The 15088-nt window shown below is 67.8% G+C and carries 12 protein-coding genes; 8 read left to right on the forward strand and 4 right to left on the reverse strand.

What is annotated here, in order from left to right:
- Window positions 1-6 precede the first annotated feature (6 nt).
- The 3 genes from AC6JAM_RS05220 to AC6JAM_RS05230 are packed head-to-tail and all read left to right on the forward strand — an operon-like array spanning window position 7 to window position 3385.
- The gene (locus AC6JAM_RS05220) at window positions 7-708 is read left to right on the forward strand and encodes an ABC transporter ATP-binding protein (protein WP_497934209.1); all 702 of its coding nucleotides are present in this window, start codon (window positions 7-9) and stop codon (window positions 706-708) included.
- Complete coding sequence (locus AC6JAM_RS05225) at window positions 705-2741, forward strand: YhgE/Pip family protein (RefSeq protein ID WP_497934210.1); 2037 nt, start codon at window positions 705-707, stop codon at window positions 2739-2741. The genes AC6JAM_RS05220 and AC6JAM_RS05225 overlap by 4 nt, the downstream gene beginning before the upstream one ends.
- Entirely contained in the window at window positions 2738-3385 is a 648-nt protein-coding gene (locus AC6JAM_RS05230) for a TetR/AcrR family transcriptional regulator (RefSeq protein ID WP_018771229.1), read from the forward strand. The genes AC6JAM_RS05225 and AC6JAM_RS05230 overlap by 4 nt, the downstream gene beginning before the upstream one ends.
- 493 nt (window positions 3386-3878) lie before the next feature.
- Here AC6JAM_RS05230 and AC6JAM_RS05235 read toward each other — a convergent pair whose 3' ends face one another.
- Window positions 3879-4883, reverse strand: a complete 1005-nt coding sequence (locus AC6JAM_RS05235; protein ID WP_497934211.1) for an EamA family transporter — start codon at window positions 4881-4883, stop codon at window positions 3879-3881.
- A gap of 72 nt (window positions 4884-4955) precedes the next feature.
- On the opposite strand from AC6JAM_RS05235, the gene AC6JAM_RS05240 reads away from it, so the two are divergent.
- Window positions 4956-5885, forward strand: a complete 930-nt coding sequence (locus AC6JAM_RS05240) for a LysR family transcriptional regulator (RefSeq protein WP_497935916.1) — start codon at window positions 4956-4958, stop codon at window positions 5883-5885.
- A 24-nt stretch (window positions 5886-5909) separates the two neighbouring features.
- Here AC6JAM_RS05240 and AC6JAM_RS05245 read toward each other — a convergent pair whose 3' ends face one another.
- The 3 genes from AC6JAM_RS05245 to AC6JAM_RS05255 all read right to left on the reverse strand — a co-directional run bounded on the left by AC6JAM_RS05245 (window position 5910) and on the right by AC6JAM_RS05255 (window position 8693).
- Window positions 5910-6437 (reverse strand): SixA phosphatase family protein, encoded by a 528-nt coding sequence (locus AC6JAM_RS05245; protein WP_026266065.1) that lies wholly within the window; start codon window positions 6435-6437, stop codon window positions 5910-5912.
- Window positions 6438-6568: 131 nt separating this feature from the next.
- Window positions 6569-7435, reverse strand: a complete 867-nt coding sequence (locus AC6JAM_RS05250; protein ID WP_056389294.1) for a winged helix-turn-helix domain-containing protein — start codon at window positions 7433-7435, stop codon at window positions 6569-6571.
- A 568-nt stretch (window positions 7436-8003) separates the two neighbouring features.
- The gene (locus AC6JAM_RS05255; RefSeq protein WP_497934213.1) at window positions 8004-8693 is read right to left on the reverse strand and encodes a hypothetical protein; all 690 of its coding nucleotides are present in this window, start codon (window positions 8691-8693) and stop codon (window positions 8004-8006) included.
- A 523-nt stretch (window positions 8694-9216) separates the two neighbouring features.
- On the opposite strand from AC6JAM_RS05255, the gene AC6JAM_RS05260 reads away from it, so the two are divergent.
- The 4 genes from AC6JAM_RS05260 (at window position 9217) to AC6JAM_RS05275 (ending at window position 15086) form a co-directional block, all read left to right on the forward strand.
- The gene (locus AC6JAM_RS05260; protein ID WP_018771234.1) at window positions 9217-9957 is read left to right on the forward strand and encodes a response regulator transcription factor; all 741 of its coding nucleotides are present in this window, start codon (window positions 9217-9219) and stop codon (window positions 9955-9957) included.
- A gap of 13 nt (window positions 9958-9970) precedes the next feature.
- Window positions 9971-11446 carry a sensor histidine kinase gene (locus AC6JAM_RS05265; protein WP_144600268.1) on the forward strand — a complete coding sequence of 492 codons (1476 nt, stop codon included), beginning with the start codon at window positions 9971-9973 and terminating at the stop codon, window positions 11444-11446.
- Window positions 11447-11601: 155 nt separating this feature from the next.
- Window positions 11602-12948 carry a bifunctional glycosyltransferase family 2/GtrA family protein gene (locus AC6JAM_RS05270; protein WP_018771236.1) on the forward strand — a complete coding sequence of 449 codons (1347 nt, stop codon included), beginning with the start codon at window positions 11602-11604 and terminating at the stop codon, window positions 12946-12948.
- Window positions 12945-15086, forward strand: a complete 2142-nt coding sequence (locus AC6JAM_RS05275; protein ID WP_056389299.1) for an ArnT family glycosyltransferase — start codon at window positions 12945-12947, stop codon at window positions 15084-15086. Before AC6JAM_RS05270 ends, AC6JAM_RS05275 begins: the two co-directional genes overlap by 4 nt.
- Window positions 15087-15088: the final 2 nt, after the last annotated feature.

Consider the following 15088-nt stretch of genomic DNA (forward strand, 5'->3'; position numbering starts at 1 on the left):
CAAGCCTTGCTCTCAGCACTCCAGCTCCATGCCAAAGGACGCCGGGACCCGCTGCTTCCGCCAACCTCGCTGGCCGTGGGCCGCGGCGAACTGCTGCTCGTTACCGGTGACCGCCAGGACCAGCGCACCGCTTTGTCCCTCCTGCTCAGCGGGAGGATGAAGGCTTCGGGCGGCCAGGTCGGCTGGGACAACAGTTCCCGGACCAAGCCGCTCCGCCTGGCAGCGGCCCTGGTGGACTCCCCCGGCGTCAATGAACCTGAAGAACACCTCAGCGTCCGCGACCTGGTGACCGAGGACCTGGCCCTGATACCCCGGCGCTACCGTGGGGCATTGCTCAGCGGCCCGTGGCTCAAGGTCAACCGGTTCGAGGACATCGCGGGCCTCTGGACGGAACAGCTTGAACCCCGCCGGCGGCTCGAACTCCTCACGGCGCTGGCCCTGGCCAACCCCCGCACGGACCTGCTGGTGGTGGATTCCCCGGACCGCCACAGTGCAGATGAGCTCACCTGGCTGCCGCGCCTGCAGCAGCTGGCGTACGACGGCGGGCGGCCGCTTGCCGTCGTTGCGGCCGTCAGCGCCGTCCCCGGCTCATGGGAGGGGCCCGTCGCCGCCATCGGCAACGCCGCCCCGGAGCCGGCCCCTGCCGCGGAAGCCGGGCCGGACCCGGAAAACCAGGAAACCCCACTCGAAACAGAGGTTGCCAAGTGACTGTCCTGCGGCTGGCCCGCTCCGAACTCAAGCGCATGACCGGCGGCCTGCTCCCCAAGCTGACCATTCTGGCGCTGACCATGGTCCCCCTCCTCTACGGCGCGGTGTACCTCTACGCGAACTGGGATCCGTACGGCCACCTCAACAACCTGGACGCAGCCCTGGTGGTGGAGGATGCGGGTGCAACCACGGCGGACGGCAGCCGGCTTGAGGCCGGAACAAAAGTGGCGGACAGCCTGGTGGAAGGCAATGTCTTCCACTGGGTGCCGGTGGCCAGCTCCACGGAGGCCGACGCGGGTGTGAGCAGCGGGCAGTACGCCTTCGCACTGAAGATCCCCAAGGAGTTTTCGGCCAACCTGGTATCGCCCGGCAGCTTCGACTCGGCCAGCCAGGCCATGTTGAACGTGACCACGAACGACGCCAACAACTACCTCCTGAGCACGATCGTGGACAAGCTGACCACTGCCGTGCACTCCAGTGTCGCCAAGGAGGTGGGTGAGGAGACCGCCAACCAGCTGCTCACCGGGTTCGGCACCATCCACTCCAAGATGGTCCAGGCCGCGGACGGTGCCACCCGGCTGGCAGACGGCGTGGCCACGCTCAGGGACGGAACGGTCACCCTCCACGAGGGGACCTCGGCCCTGAGCAGCGGGGCGGACCAGTTGTACGCCGGCCAGCTGAAGCTGCGGGACGGCGCCAACCAGCTGACCGACGGCGCGGGGCAGCTCAGCAGCGGACTGTCAGTCCTGAAGGACAAGACGGCCACCCTGCCAACCGATACCCAGACCCTCGCGTCCGGCGCCGCCCAGGTGGCTGCCGGGAACGCCCAGTTGAACGCCAAGGTCCAGGATGTGGCGGCGCAGCTGGAGGCAGCGGACCAGGGACTGCGCTCCCGGGTGGTGGAGTCCAACAGCAGGCTCGTCGCCTCGGGCGTCCTGACGCAGGAGCAGGCGGACAAGGTGCTGGCGGATTTCGACGCCGCCGCGGCATCCAGCCCCGTGGCAGCGGCCAAAAGCAGGATCCAGACGGATGCGGCCCAGGTCCAGCAGCTGGCCAGCGGTTCCGAGGCGGTCAGTGTCGGCGCAGCCCAGCTGGCAGCCGGGATGCCGGCCCTCAGGGACGCGATCGCGCAGGCCTCGGCAGGGGCTGACCAGCTGCACACGGGCGCTGCCGCGCTGGCAGCCGGTGAGCAGTCCGCCGTCGACGGTGCCGCCGGCCTTGCGGACGGAGCACGGAAGGTGGATACGGGGGCGGCGCAGGTGTCCGACGGAGCGGCCCAGGCCGCGACGGGGTCCGGTACGCTCGCCGACGAGATCGGGAAGGGCGCCGGCCAGGTCCCCAACCCGGACGATGCCCAGAAGAGCAACCTGTCCCAGGTCATGGCCGATCCTGTGGCGGTCAGCAACGTCTCGCAGGCCAAGGCCGGATCGTACGGTGCGGGGCTGGCGCCGTTCTTCCTCACGCTCGCCCTGTGGATCGGGATCTTCATGCTGGTCCAGGCCATGCGCCCCATCACCCAGCGGGCACTGGCCTCCAACGCGCCGTCGTGGAAGATCGCGTTGGGCGGCTGGCTTCCCTTCCTGCTGGTCTCGGTGGTGCAGGCGTCGCTGCTGACCCTGGTGGTGGACGTGGCCCTGGGCCTGGACCCGGCGCACCCGGTCCTGATGTGGCTGTTCATGCTCGCCGCTGCCATGGCGTTCAGCGCGCTCATCCAGGGTGTGGTGGCGCTGCTGGGTTCGCCGGGCAAGCTGGTGGTGCTCATCCTGCTGGTCCTGCAGCTGGTGTCATCCGGCGGCACGTTCCCGTGGCAGACCACCCCGCAGCCGCTGCACGTGGTGCACCAGGTCCTGCCCATGGGTTACGTGGTGACCGGGATGCGGCACCTGATTTACGGCGGTGACCTGTCCATGATTGCCCCCACGCTGGCGGGCCTGCTGGGCTACACCCTGCTGGGGGCGGCCATGTCCACCCTCGCAGTACGCAAGAACAAATACTGGACGCTCAAGACACTGAAACCGGAGATCGCGGTATGAGCACCGAACCCACGGCCGCGGGCAAAGGGCTCCGGCCCGCCCGCACCAACGCCACCCGCCAGAAACTGTTCGATGCCTCCATGGAGCTGATCGGCGAGCGCGGCGCGGCCAGTGTCACGGTGGATGAGATCGCAGCGGCGGCCGGGGTCTCCAAGGGCACCGTCTACTACAACTTCGGCAGCAAATCGGAGCTGATCGCGCAGCTTCTGCGGCACGGTGTGGACATCCTCAAGGCGCAGCTGCTCGAGGCCGCGGACAGCGAAGGCACCGGCCGGGACCCCTTGCTGGCCATGGAAGCGATGATCGGCCAGGCCATGGATTTCATGGCCGAATACCCTTCCTTCGCCCGCCTGTGGGTCAGCGAGAACTGGCGGATCCCCAGCGAATGGCAGGGCACCTTCTCGGTCCTGCGCCGCGAGCTCCTGGAGGTCATTGGCCAGGCCGTGGAGAGGGTGGCCAAGGCCTATCCCGTGGACGAATCGGTGTCCCGGGGCAGCCTGGAGACGGCCATCTTTGGGGCCTGCTTCGTGGTGGGCCTGGACCGGCAGACCTACAACCCCGAGCGCACCCGTGACCAAAGTGTTGCAGCAATCATGGCCATCATGCGCGGCTACGTCCTCAAGGAGCCGGCTCCTCGGGGATGATGGAGCACATGCGCCATACGGGGAAGAGCGGAAAGTTCGCGGTCATCTGCGGCGTCGTCGCTGCGGGGCTGCTGGTACTCACGGCGATGACACTGGCCGAACCGGTCTTCCTGGCTTTCCTGGGCGTCCTGGGGCTGGCCTACCTCGGCGCGCTTGCCGAGATCCTGGTCAGGCGGCGGCGGTTTGCCCTGCTGGCCGCGGGCGCCGGGACCGCCATGGCACTCGGCTTCTCCCTGGCGTTCGTCAGCACGTGGGAGCTGGCGTTCAGCGGCCAGTCCTCATTCCTGGGCACCCCACTCCCCACGGACGACCCCGACAACTACTTCCTGGGTGCCGCCTGCGCCCTTGCCGGAACGTTCGGGATCCTCTTCCTGGGTGCCTTATGGCCGGGAAGGGGCCAGGCAATGCCGGCCCGCAGGCCTTCCTCCGCCAGGCGCGGAAGTCCCCAGGCAACGCGCCCCTCCGCGCGCTCAGGCAACCAGGCCTCCGCCCCTCAGCGGGCCTCCGTCACCCGTAGACCGTCCGGCGGCTCTTCGACCGCCGCCAGGCGCCCGTCGTCGTCCGCCTCCTCCTCAGCCAGGCCGGCACCCAGGTCCGGGAGCGGCTCCGCTTCCCGGCGCTGACGCCGCCTGCCTGCACCGGTGAGCACCGCCGTCGCCACCCCGCCCAGGAGGAGCAGCCCGCCCGCCAGCTCCGTTGGCGACGGCACTTCCCCGAGCACCAGCCACGCAGCACTCATGCCCACCACGGGGACCAGCAAGGTGAACGGAACAACAGCCGACGACGGGTGGCTGGCCAGGAGCCGGTTCCAGATTCCGTAGCCCACCAATGAGGCGAAAACAGCGGTGTAGAGGGCGCTGAGCATGGTTGGCCCCTGGAGATTGGACAGCGAGTCCCACACGGCGCCCGGCCCGTCAACCACCAGCGACAACGCCCCCAGCGGCAGTGGCACCACAGCGCCGGACCAGACCACCAGCCCCAGGCCGGAGGCAGCCCTGGCCTTCCGGGCAATGACGTTTCCGGCTGCCCAGGACAGTGCCGCCGCCAGGACGATGACCAGCGGCAGGAGCGGTGCCACGGCGCTTCGTCCCACGGCCACCAGGGCGAGTCCTGCTACCCCCAGCCCGACACCCGCGAGCTGGCGTGCGCTGGGCCGCTCATGCAGGAACCCGGCGGCGAGCAGGACGGTCAGGAGCACCTGTGCCTGAAGCACCAGCGAGGCAAGACCGGCCGGCATGCCGAGCGCCATGGCAAGGTACAGAAGGCCGAACTGGCCGGCGCTCATGAAAAGTCCGACGCCGATAATGGCCTTCCAGCCCACGTCCGGCTTCCTGACGAAGAAGATCCAGGGGACAACCACCAGGACGAAACGCAGCGCGACGAACAGCAACGGGGGAAAATTCCGGCCGCCTGCGTGGAGCCCGATGTCGATGGCCACGAAATTCAGGCCCCACAGCAGGGCTACAAGGACGGCAAGGAGGGATTCGCGCAGGCTCACGCTCCCACTCTGGCAGGGGTATCAATGAAGCACCAGCGCGTAATTCAGCACTGGATCGTGTACGTTTTCTTCATGATCGACATCGGGTCGCTGCGCGCCCTTGCGGCAATCGAGCAGCATGGGACGGTTATTGCGGCGGCGGAAGCCATGGGATTCAGCCCGTCCGCCGTGTCCCAGCAGGTGAAGAAGTTGGAGAAAGAGGGCGGCTTCGCCGTCCTGGAACGCCGCGGCCGCGGGGTTCTGCTCACCGAGCGGGGGCTGGCCCTGGCAGCATATGGGCGGCGCATCCTGGCAGAGCTGGAGGAGTTGGAGTCCACGCTGCTGGCAGACCCGGCGAAGCCCAGCGGCAGCCTCCGCATCGTTTCGTTTTCCACTGCCTGCCGCGGACTGCTGGGGCCTCTGCTGGCCCAGGTTGGGCAGTCGGGGGCGGCGCTCGACATTTCCGTCCTGGCGGAGGACCCGCGCGAGGCCGTGGCCAGGGTAGCCAACGGCGAAGCCGACCTGGGCCTGGTGCACAACTGGAACTCCGTGCCGCTGGTGATCCCTGAGCACCTGGCGCTGGAGTGGCTGTGCGAGGACGTGGCCGATGTCCTGGTCCACCGCGGGCATCCACTCGCGCTTAGGGCAGAAGTTGACCCTGCCCAGCTTGTCGACGAGCGCTGGATCAGTACGCCGGCCGGCGCGATCTGCAATGAAGCGCTCCTGCGGATCTTCGCCGACCTGGGCCGGGTTCCGGACATCAGGGTTTACGATCCGGATTTTGCCACGCACATCGCTTTCGTGGAGCAGGGCGTGGCGGTTGCCCTGGTGCCCCGGCTGGGACGCCCGGCGCTGCCTCCGGACGTCGTCGCAATTCCAGTGGTCAATCCGGTCCAGGCGCGGCAGGTGGGGCTGGTCCATCGCAGGACCATGACGGCCAGTCCGGGCATCAGGCACGTCGCGGCGCTGCTGCGCGGCATCGCGGCGGATGGGCCAGGAGCCGGTGAGGCTGGGAGCCAGTGAGCCCGGTAGCTGGTGAGGCTGGGGCTAGTGGGCCCGGGGCACCTTGAAGCGGGTGATCCGGGCATCCTGCCCATCGAGTTCCGCCCACGTTTTCTCCGTCTCCAGGACCGTAAGCGCATTGGTGGGAAAGCGGGTGGCGGCGTCCATGTAGGCGTCGTGGTCGGAGTCGCGTGAGGCGAGGTGCATGGCCAGGTCCTGCACGCCGGGCAGGTGCGCGATCACCATCAGGGTGGTCACGGTGTCCGGCACGTGGTTGACCACGGTGAGCATCCGGAGGGCCGAGGCCGCATACAGGCCGTCTTCCAGCTTGGGCGTCGGCGCTTTGTCACCGAGTTCGGAGCAGACCCAGGTGCAGGTCTGCCGCGTGCGCAGCGCGCTGGAGCACAGGATGAAGTCCGGGACGATGTTGTGCTTGAGCAGCCAGCGGCCGGCCAGCGGCGCCTCCCTGTGCCCGCGCTCCTCGAGCGGCCGCTCATGGTCGGCCACCCCGCCGGGCCAGTCGGCCTTGGCGTGGCGCATGATCACAAGGCGTCGGACATGGTGCGAACTCATGGCCCAAGCCTAGCCCCAGCAAAAGCAGAGGGCGCCCGCAAATACAGGCCTCAGCAACAGAGAACCGCACCAAAGCATGCCCACAGTGACACAAGGACCCCCAGAGGGCGGGCGCCTCCCGTAAAGAGGAACTAGATCGAGTACTCCGGAGCGGCCCAGACAACAACTTCCGGGTGCTCGTAGAACCGGTAGCCCTGGCCGCGGACGGTGCGAACGGTGTTGGCGAGGCGGCCCAGTTTAGAGCGGAGGCGGCGGATGTGGACGTCGATGGTGCGCTCGTTGGGAACCTCTTCGGCGTTGCGCCAGAGACCTTCGAGCAGTTCGTCACGGCCCACGGTGCGGGTTCCGTTTTCGACGAGGTAGTTGAGGAGTTCGAACTCCTTGAACGTCAGGTTCAGGGATTCGCCGTCGAGGTGGACTTCGCGGCGGGCGAGGTCGATGAGCACGCCGGAGGGGCGCGGTTCCTGCGGCTGGGCAGGGCGCGGGGTTTCCGAGCGCTGGCGGGAGTTCACGGTGGGGTCGCCGAAGGTGGAACGGACGACGTCGAGAGCGGAACCGGGGGTGCCGGCCGGGGCTACTGCGACGGCGGCGTAGCTTTCGGCGCCGGAGACCAGCGACTGGGCGTATGCGCGGATTTCCTGCGCGAGCTTGGCGATGGAGGTTCCGGCTGCTGCCGCGGTCTCCTCGTCGATGCCCATGTAGAGGACGAATCCGCGGGCGACGTTCTCGTTGGCGACAGGGCGGACCTGGTTGGCGCCGGGAACGACGGGGGTGGGAGCGGTCACCGGCGCGGAGTCTGCGGGATGTACGGCGCGGAGCTGCCCGTATGAGTTGGGGTTGTATCCCTGCGGGGCGAAACCCTGGCCGGGGAAGCTGCTTCCGGGAGTGGAGGGAGCGAGTGCCGGGCGCGGGCCGAAACCGGGACGAAGGCCGGAGGGCTGGCCTGCCTTGGCGGCGTTACGGACTGAGATGTGGACGTATCCGGATGCAACTGACATGAAATGCTTACCTCAATGTGAAATGGCCGTTTTCGCGGCTCGAATGCTGGCTTCCCCGTCACAGGAACCGGGGATGGGCGCCCGACGCTGGGCTTGGGGGCGAATGCCTAAGAACTTCGTTGGGTGGGAAGGTCAGGCGTGCATTCGACAACAGCGCATGTCGGCAGCAGCGGATGTGCTGGGCCAATATTCTGCGGCTGCAGGTGCTGTTGAGTTCTTGTTCACATTGGAAGTGTGCAGCGTAACAATGCCAACTTGCAAGTAACAATGGACCAAATCGTCCGCATTGTGAGACGAACCGCAGGATTGTGCGGTAGATCACTATTTCGGAAGAGGGATTTATTTTCGATGCTTATCCGGTGAACGGCCTTCTATCTACCAGTTTGCAGAACATTATTCGCTCGAATCAGATTTGACCGAATCTCTCTGAAATTCAACCGTTTGACATAGAATCGGCTGGACAGGCTCCTCTCCTGTCCAGCCGACGTTCCCTCTCCTCCAGAATTTTTTTGCCGCGGGACCGTCGGGTGCCCGGGCCCACATGGTTCGCCCCGTTCGTCTTTGCGTGTCAGTTACTGCTTGCTCCGGAGCCCGGAGTGGTTGCCGTGCCGGATGTTGCCAGCTGGATGGTCTGGGCGGTGTAGGTGTCCGAATCCTTCACGGCCGTCACCCGGACGCCCGCTCCCGTGGTCACGTTGGACATGCTGAGCGTGCTGCTGGTGGATGCACTGCCCCGCTGCCGCATTCCCTGCGTGACCTGCACGCCGGAACCGACCGCATAGGTACGGGAGAAGCCGTCCCCGCTCTTGACGGTCAGGGAGGTCGCGGAAACCTCCGTGACCGTGCCTGTCTGGCCCGCCATGGTCACGTAGGTCGAATCCTGGAGGACCACGTATTCGGAGTGGACGGCAGCGTTCAGGCCGGCCGCTCCCATCCCCAGGCCACCGGGGCCGCCGTCCATGCCCATTCCGCCGTCCATGCCCATGCCGCCGTCCATGCCGCTTTGGCCGCCGGGGCCCATCATGCCGCCCTGTCCGGTCATGCCGCTTTGTCCTCCCGGGCCCAACTGGCCCGCGGCACCTGTGCCCTGGCCGTTGTTCGCGGACGCCGCAGTGGCACCGTTTCCGGCAGCGTAGGCGCCGGCACCGGCCGCGGCGCCCACAACCACCGCCACGCCGCCTACCAACAGGCCCTTCTTCGCGGTCCAGTTTCCTTTCCCGGAACGGGAAGACGTGCCGGAGGCGTACGGCTGCGGCACGCCCCACCCACCGCCGGCGTTTGGCGCCTGGCCAGGTGCCGCCGTCGTTCCCCAGCCTGCGGAAGGCGCAGCGGAAGCGGATGAACCCCAACCCTGCACAGGCTGCCCCTGGGGTGATCGGGCCGGCTCCCCGCGGCCGCTGGTACTGCCTGTGGGGACACCCCATCCTGTGGCTGCCCCATCGCGGTCGGTGCCGTCGGCTGCCCCGCCCCAGACTGGAGCCGGCTGGGGCGCGTGTCCTGATGCGCCGGGTTGCCCCGATGCCCCGGGGACGGCGCGGTCATCTTGCTGATCCATGGCTTTCTCCAAGAAGTTGAAACTGATGGTGGTGATGCTGTTGTTCCAACAGGGTCTGCCGCCATGCTGTGCGGCGGCTGTGCGGCAGGCCAAGCCTGCCTGTGACCTTCGGGGCCGCATTCCCAGGGCAGAGCTTGCGTTGGGTTCAGGTGGCTAGGCTGGACCTCACAGCTGGAGCACAGCAACGGCAAAGCGTCGGCAAACCGACAGATCGGAGAGTTGTCCCATGGCATCCCCGCACTCCATGACCAACAACCTTCCCCAGCTCACCCACCCGGACGGGTCGCCGATCCGTGCCCTGGTGGTGGATGACGAGCCGAGCCTGTCCGAGCTCATGAGCATGGGCCTGCGCATGGCGGGCTGGTCCGTGGCCGTGGCAGCGGACGGTCCCACTGCCGTCAAGCTCGCCAAGGACTTCCACCCGGATGTCCTGGTGCTGGACGTCATGCTGCCGGGGTTCGACGGCGTGGAGCTGCTGGGCAGGATCCGCGCCTTTGCGCCGGAGGTGCCTGCGCTCTTCCTGACGGCCAAAGACGACGTCCAGGACCGGATTGTGGGACTGGCCGCCGGCGGGGACGACTACGTCACCAAGCCCTTCAGCATGGAGGAAGTCCTGCTGCGCCTGCACCGGCTGGTGCAGCGTTCCGGCGTGGCCGCCATGGACACTGCCGAACTGGTGGTCGGCGACCTGGTGCTCAATGTGGACACCCGTGAAGTCACCCGTGCCGGGGAAGGGATCCAGCTGACGGCAACACAGTTCGAGCTCCTCCGGTACCTGATGGAAAACCCCAAGCGCGTGGTCAGCAAGGCCCAGATCCTGGACCATGTCTGGGATTACGACTTCGGCGGCCAGGCGAACATCGTGGAACTGTACATTTCCTACCTGCGCAAGAAGATCGAAGCCAACCATCCGCCGATGATCCACACCGTGCGCGGAGCAGGCTACGTCATCAAGCCCGCAGACTAGCCAAAGGAAACGCGTGTCTCTTTCCGGTGTCCCCCGGCCCACCGGCCGGTCCTGGTTCAACCCGTCCACCTGGCACCTCCGCACCCGCCTGATCCTGCTCTCCATGGCGCTCCTGGTGGCCATCTCCAGCGCCATCGGCGTGGTCAGCTACGCCTCCATGGATGTGGTCCTGACCAACCAGCTGGACTCGCAGCTGATGCTGGCCTCCCGCGGACGGCCGCCGGAGGGCAACCCGTCCGGCCGACCGGACCCCCTCGATGCCCGGGGCCAGAGTGTGGGGACGCTCAACGCACGGGTGGTGGGCGGCCAGGTCAGCCGGGAGGCGGGCTTCCTGTCTTCCGATGCCACCCGCACGGCGCTGACTTCCGCCGATGTGGCCACCCTGCAGGCGTTGCCCCGCAATGGCCTTCCCGTGGACCGCAAGCTGTCCAACGGCGATTACCGGCTGATGGCCACGGCCACCCCTTACGGCGACGTGGTGATCACCGGCCTGCCGCTGGCAACGAAACAAAGCACCGAGGCCTCGCTGGTGCTCACGATGGTGCTGGTGTCACTGGGCGGCCTGGTCGTGATCGGGCTTGCGGGCACTGCCTTGATCCGCCGGACCATGCGTCCGCTGGAACAGCTGTCCGACGTCGCCACCAAGGTCTCCAAACTGCCCCTCGACGCCGGCGAGGTGGCGCTTGCCGTGCGCGTACCGCCGTCCGCAGCGCATCCCACCACCGAGGTGGGCAGCGTGGGCCATGCCCTGAACCTGATGCTGGACAACGTCTCCAGCGCCCTGGAGGCCCGGCAGCGCAGCGAGATGAAGGTGCGCCAGTTCGTTGCGGACGCTTCCCATGAGCTCAGGACGCCCCTGACCGCCATCCGCGGGTACACCGAGCTGATGCGCATGACCGAGACCTTTACCGAGGACGGCCGGAAGTCACTGGGCCGCGTCCAAAGCCAGTCCGAGCGCATGACCGCGCTGGTGGAGGACCTGCTCCTGCTGGCCAGGCTTGATGAGGGCAAGGCAACCGAAACCACCGATGTGGACCTTACCCAGCTGGTGGTGGAAACCGTCAGCGATGAAAAGATCATGGCCCCGGACCACACGTGGCAGCTGACGCTGCCCGATGAGCCCGTCACGGTCCGCGGGGATGCCACCCAGCTGCACCAGGTGCTGGCCAACCTGCTGTCCAACGCCCGGAAGCACACACCGGCCGGCACCACCGTAACCACCGGGTTGATGCGCTCGGCCGATGGGAGCGTGGTGGTGACGGTTACCGACGACGGGCCCGGCATCCCCGCCGAATTCCAGGGCAACATCTTTTCGCGCTTCACCCGGGCCGACGCCGCCCGCTCAGGCTCAGAAGGCTCGTCGGGCCTGGGCCTGTCCATCGTCGAATCCATCGTCATGGCCCACGGAGGCACGGTGGAACTGGTGTCCCGGCCAGGCAGGACCGAGTTTGCGGTCCGCCTTCCCGTGCCCGGACCCGCCGCCGCCTGACCGCCACACACGCACAGGGCGGTGGCCACTGAAGGCCAAGCCCGCGCCAACTGCACTGCGCCAGTTGCACAGCGCCGGTTGCACAGCGCCAGTTACACAGGCACATCACAGGTTGCGCCTAAAGCCCTCAAATCCGGCGGCGCCACTGTTGATCCATGACTCTCACCGACTCCACTTCAGGAACCCTGCCGGACGCCGCGGTGGCCCCGGCGGGCCTTCCTTCCCGCGGACATGCCGCGCGGCGCGCACCCGTGGACACCCGTACCACCGTCCCCGTCCTTGACGTGACCATTCCCGTTTTCAACGAGGAACGTGACCTTGAGGAATGCCTTCGCCGGCTCCACGGGCACCTGCTGGATACCTTTCCACACAGCTTCCGGATCACCGTGGCGGACAACGCCAGCACGGATGGAACCCTGAAGATCGCCGAGCGGCTGGCCCGGGAGTTCCCTGAGCTCGTGGCGGTCCACCTGGATGAGAAGGGCCGCGGCAACGCCCTGCGCAAAGTGTGGCTGGCCTCCCCGTCACCGGTGCTGGCCTACATGGACGTGGACCTTTCCACCGACCTCGCCGCCCTGCCGCCGCTGCTGGCGCCCCTGATTTCCGGGCATTCGGACCTCGCCATCGGCACCCGGCTGACCCGCAACTCCCGCGTCGTCCGCGGGCCCAAGCGGGAGTTCATCTCACGCAGCTACAACATGATGCTGCACTCGTTCATGGGCGCGCGGTTCAGCGACGCGCAGTGCGGGTTCAAAGCCATCCGCGCCGACGTCGCCCAGCAGATCCTGCCCTACACCGTGGACAACTCCTGGTTCTTCGACACCGAGCTTTTGGTCCTCGCCGAACGCTGCGGCCTGCGTGTCCATGAGGTCCCCGTTGACTGGATCGACGATCCCGATTCCAGCGTGGACGTGGTACGCACAGCACTGGCCGACGTGAGGGGAATGGCCCGGCTCACCCGCGACTTGGTCTACGGTCGCATCCCGGTCCCGGAACTGCGCGCAGCCCTGGCACGGGGTCCGATCCCGGCGTCCTCGCGGTCCGGTGAGCAGACACGCGGCAGCAGCCTTTTCGGCCAGCTGGTCCGGTTCGCCGCGATTGGCGCCGCCTCAACCCTGGCGTACCTCCTGATCTTCGTGTTCTGCCGGGGATTCATGGACCCGCAGTTGGCCAACTTCCTTGCACTGCTGATCACCGCCGTGGCCAACACTGGCGCCAACAGGCGCTTCACGTTCGGCATCCAGGGCGGCAACCCGGTCCGGCACCACTTCGAAGGGCTGATCGTGTTCGGCATCGGCCTGCTGCTCACCTCCGGAGCACTCGCCTTTGTACACCGGACGACGACGCCTGACCGGTGGGTGGAAGTCCTCACCGTTGTGGCGGCGAACCTGGCAGCCACGGCGGTCCGGTTCCTGCTGTTCCGGCTCTGGGTGTTCCGCGGCAACCACGGCAACCGGACCACCAAAGACGCCCCCACTTCGACAGAAACGGCAGCATCATGACCTCCACCATTTCGCCGGCGGACGCCGGCTCACCCGCCGGCCGGCAGCCGTCGCCATCCGGCCACGCTGCCTCCTCCCCCGGGGCGGCCGATACCGCACCCCGCTGGACCCGCTACGCCTTCGGTGCGCAGCCCCGCTGGGTGAGGCCTTCCGCCGTGGGGCTCCTGGCAGCCACGGCGGTCCTGTATCTGTGGAACCTGGCAGCAACCGGCTACGGAAACTCCTTCTATGCAGCCGCCATCCAGGCCGGCACCAAGGACTGGACGGCGTTCCTTTTCGGCTCGCTGGACGCAGGGAACGCCATCACGGTGGACAAGCCGCCGGCAGCACTCTGGATCCCCGCCCTCGCAGGGCGCATCTTCGGTTTTTCACCACTGAGCATGCTGGTGCCGGAAGCACTCATGGGGGTGGCCGCCGTCGGGTTCCTCTACTTGGCCGTCAAACGCGTCTCGGGACCTGCCGCAGGCCTGCTGGCCGGCGCTGCCCTGGCGCTGACGCCGGTGGCTGCGCTCATGTTCAAGTTCAACAACCCGGACGCCATGCTCACCCTGTGCCTGGTGCTTGCTGCCTACTTCACCACCCGCGCCATTGAGAGGGCGGGTTGGAAGTGGCTGGTGGCCGCCGGCGCCGTGGTTGGCCTGGCATTCCTGACCAAGATGCTGCAGGGCTTCCTGATTGTTCCCGCGCTGGGACTGGCCTATCTGTGGGCCGCACCCACGCCGGTGGGGCGCCGGCTGGTGCACCTGCTTGGCGCGCTGGGCGGAATCGTCGTGGTTGCCGGCAGCTACATCGCCCTGTTCCAGCTGACACCGGCCTCCGAGCGGCCGTACATGGCAGGGTCCAGCACCAACAGCTTCCTTGAACTGACGTTCGGCTACAACGGACTGGCCCGTCTCACCGGTTCCGGCGAGGGCATGCCCGGCGGGGCCGGGGGTGCTGCTGCCGGCGGTCCCGGAGGCGGCTTCGGCGGCGGCAACGCCGGATTCGGCGGGGCGGCCGGGCTGCTGCGGATGTTCGGCACCAGCTTTGGCGGTGAGGTCTCGTGGCTTCTGCCCGCCGCCCTGGTCCTGCTGGTGGCAGGCCTCTGGTTCACGCGCCGGGAAGTACGCACCTCCCCGGGCCGCGCGGCCCTGATCCTGTGGGGCGGCTGGCTCGTGGTCACCGGAGGTGTCTTCAGCTTCATGAGCGGCATTGTCCATCCCTACTACTCAGTGGCACTGGCGCCGGCGATCGCAGCGCTGGTGGGCATAGGCGCAGTGGAGCTCTGGCGTGGCCGCAGCTACTGGCCGGCCCGGATCGTCCTCGCCGTGACCGTCCTCGGCACCTCTGTGTGGTCGGCAGTCCTGCTGGGCCGCGACACGTCGTGGCTCCCCTGGCTGCGGGTCGCCATCATCGTGCTCGGCGTCCTCGCCGCCGCCGCAATCCTCCTCCGCCTCGATGCACTGGGCACCTCAAAACCGGGCACCTCGAAACTGGGCGCCTCCGGACGGTTCCGCCGGGCCGGTGCGGCCGCCGTCGTCGTCGTATCCCTCCTGGCCGGCGGTCTTGGGACAGCGGGGTGGACCCTCGCCACCGCTGCTTCCGCCCACTCCGGTTCCATTCCGACGTCGGGCCCGGCGGGTTCGTCCGCGGGTGGCTTCGGCAACCGTGCCGCTGGATTCGGCGGCGCACGGGCTGACGGCAGGGAGGCCGCCACTGACGCTGCCAACGGCGCGGGTGGACTCGATCCCTTCGGCGGCATCGACGGCGCAGCCGGCCCCGGCGGTACCGGGGGCGCCGGCGGCGCCGGGGGCCCGGGCGAAGGATCCGCAGATGCGGCGGTGGCGGCACTCCTGAAGGCCACCACCACGAAGTGGTCCGCGATCGTCTCCGGCGCCAGCCAGGCAGCCAGCCTGGAACTCGCCACGAACACCAACGTCATTGCCCTGGGCGGTTGGAACGGCGGGGACCCCTACCCCACGCTCGCCCAGTTCCAGGACATGGTGGCCAAGGGCGAGATCGGCTACTTCATCCAAGGCGGTGGCATGGGAGGCGGCGGCATGGGTGGCCGCGGCAATTCAGAGGTGGCCGCCTGGGTCCAGGCCAACTTCCAGGCCCAGACCGTAGGCAACTCCACCGTGTACCAACTCACCAAGTAGGA

The sequence above is a fragment of the Arthrobacter sp. GmRoot5-12 genome, from assembly GCF_059739365.1.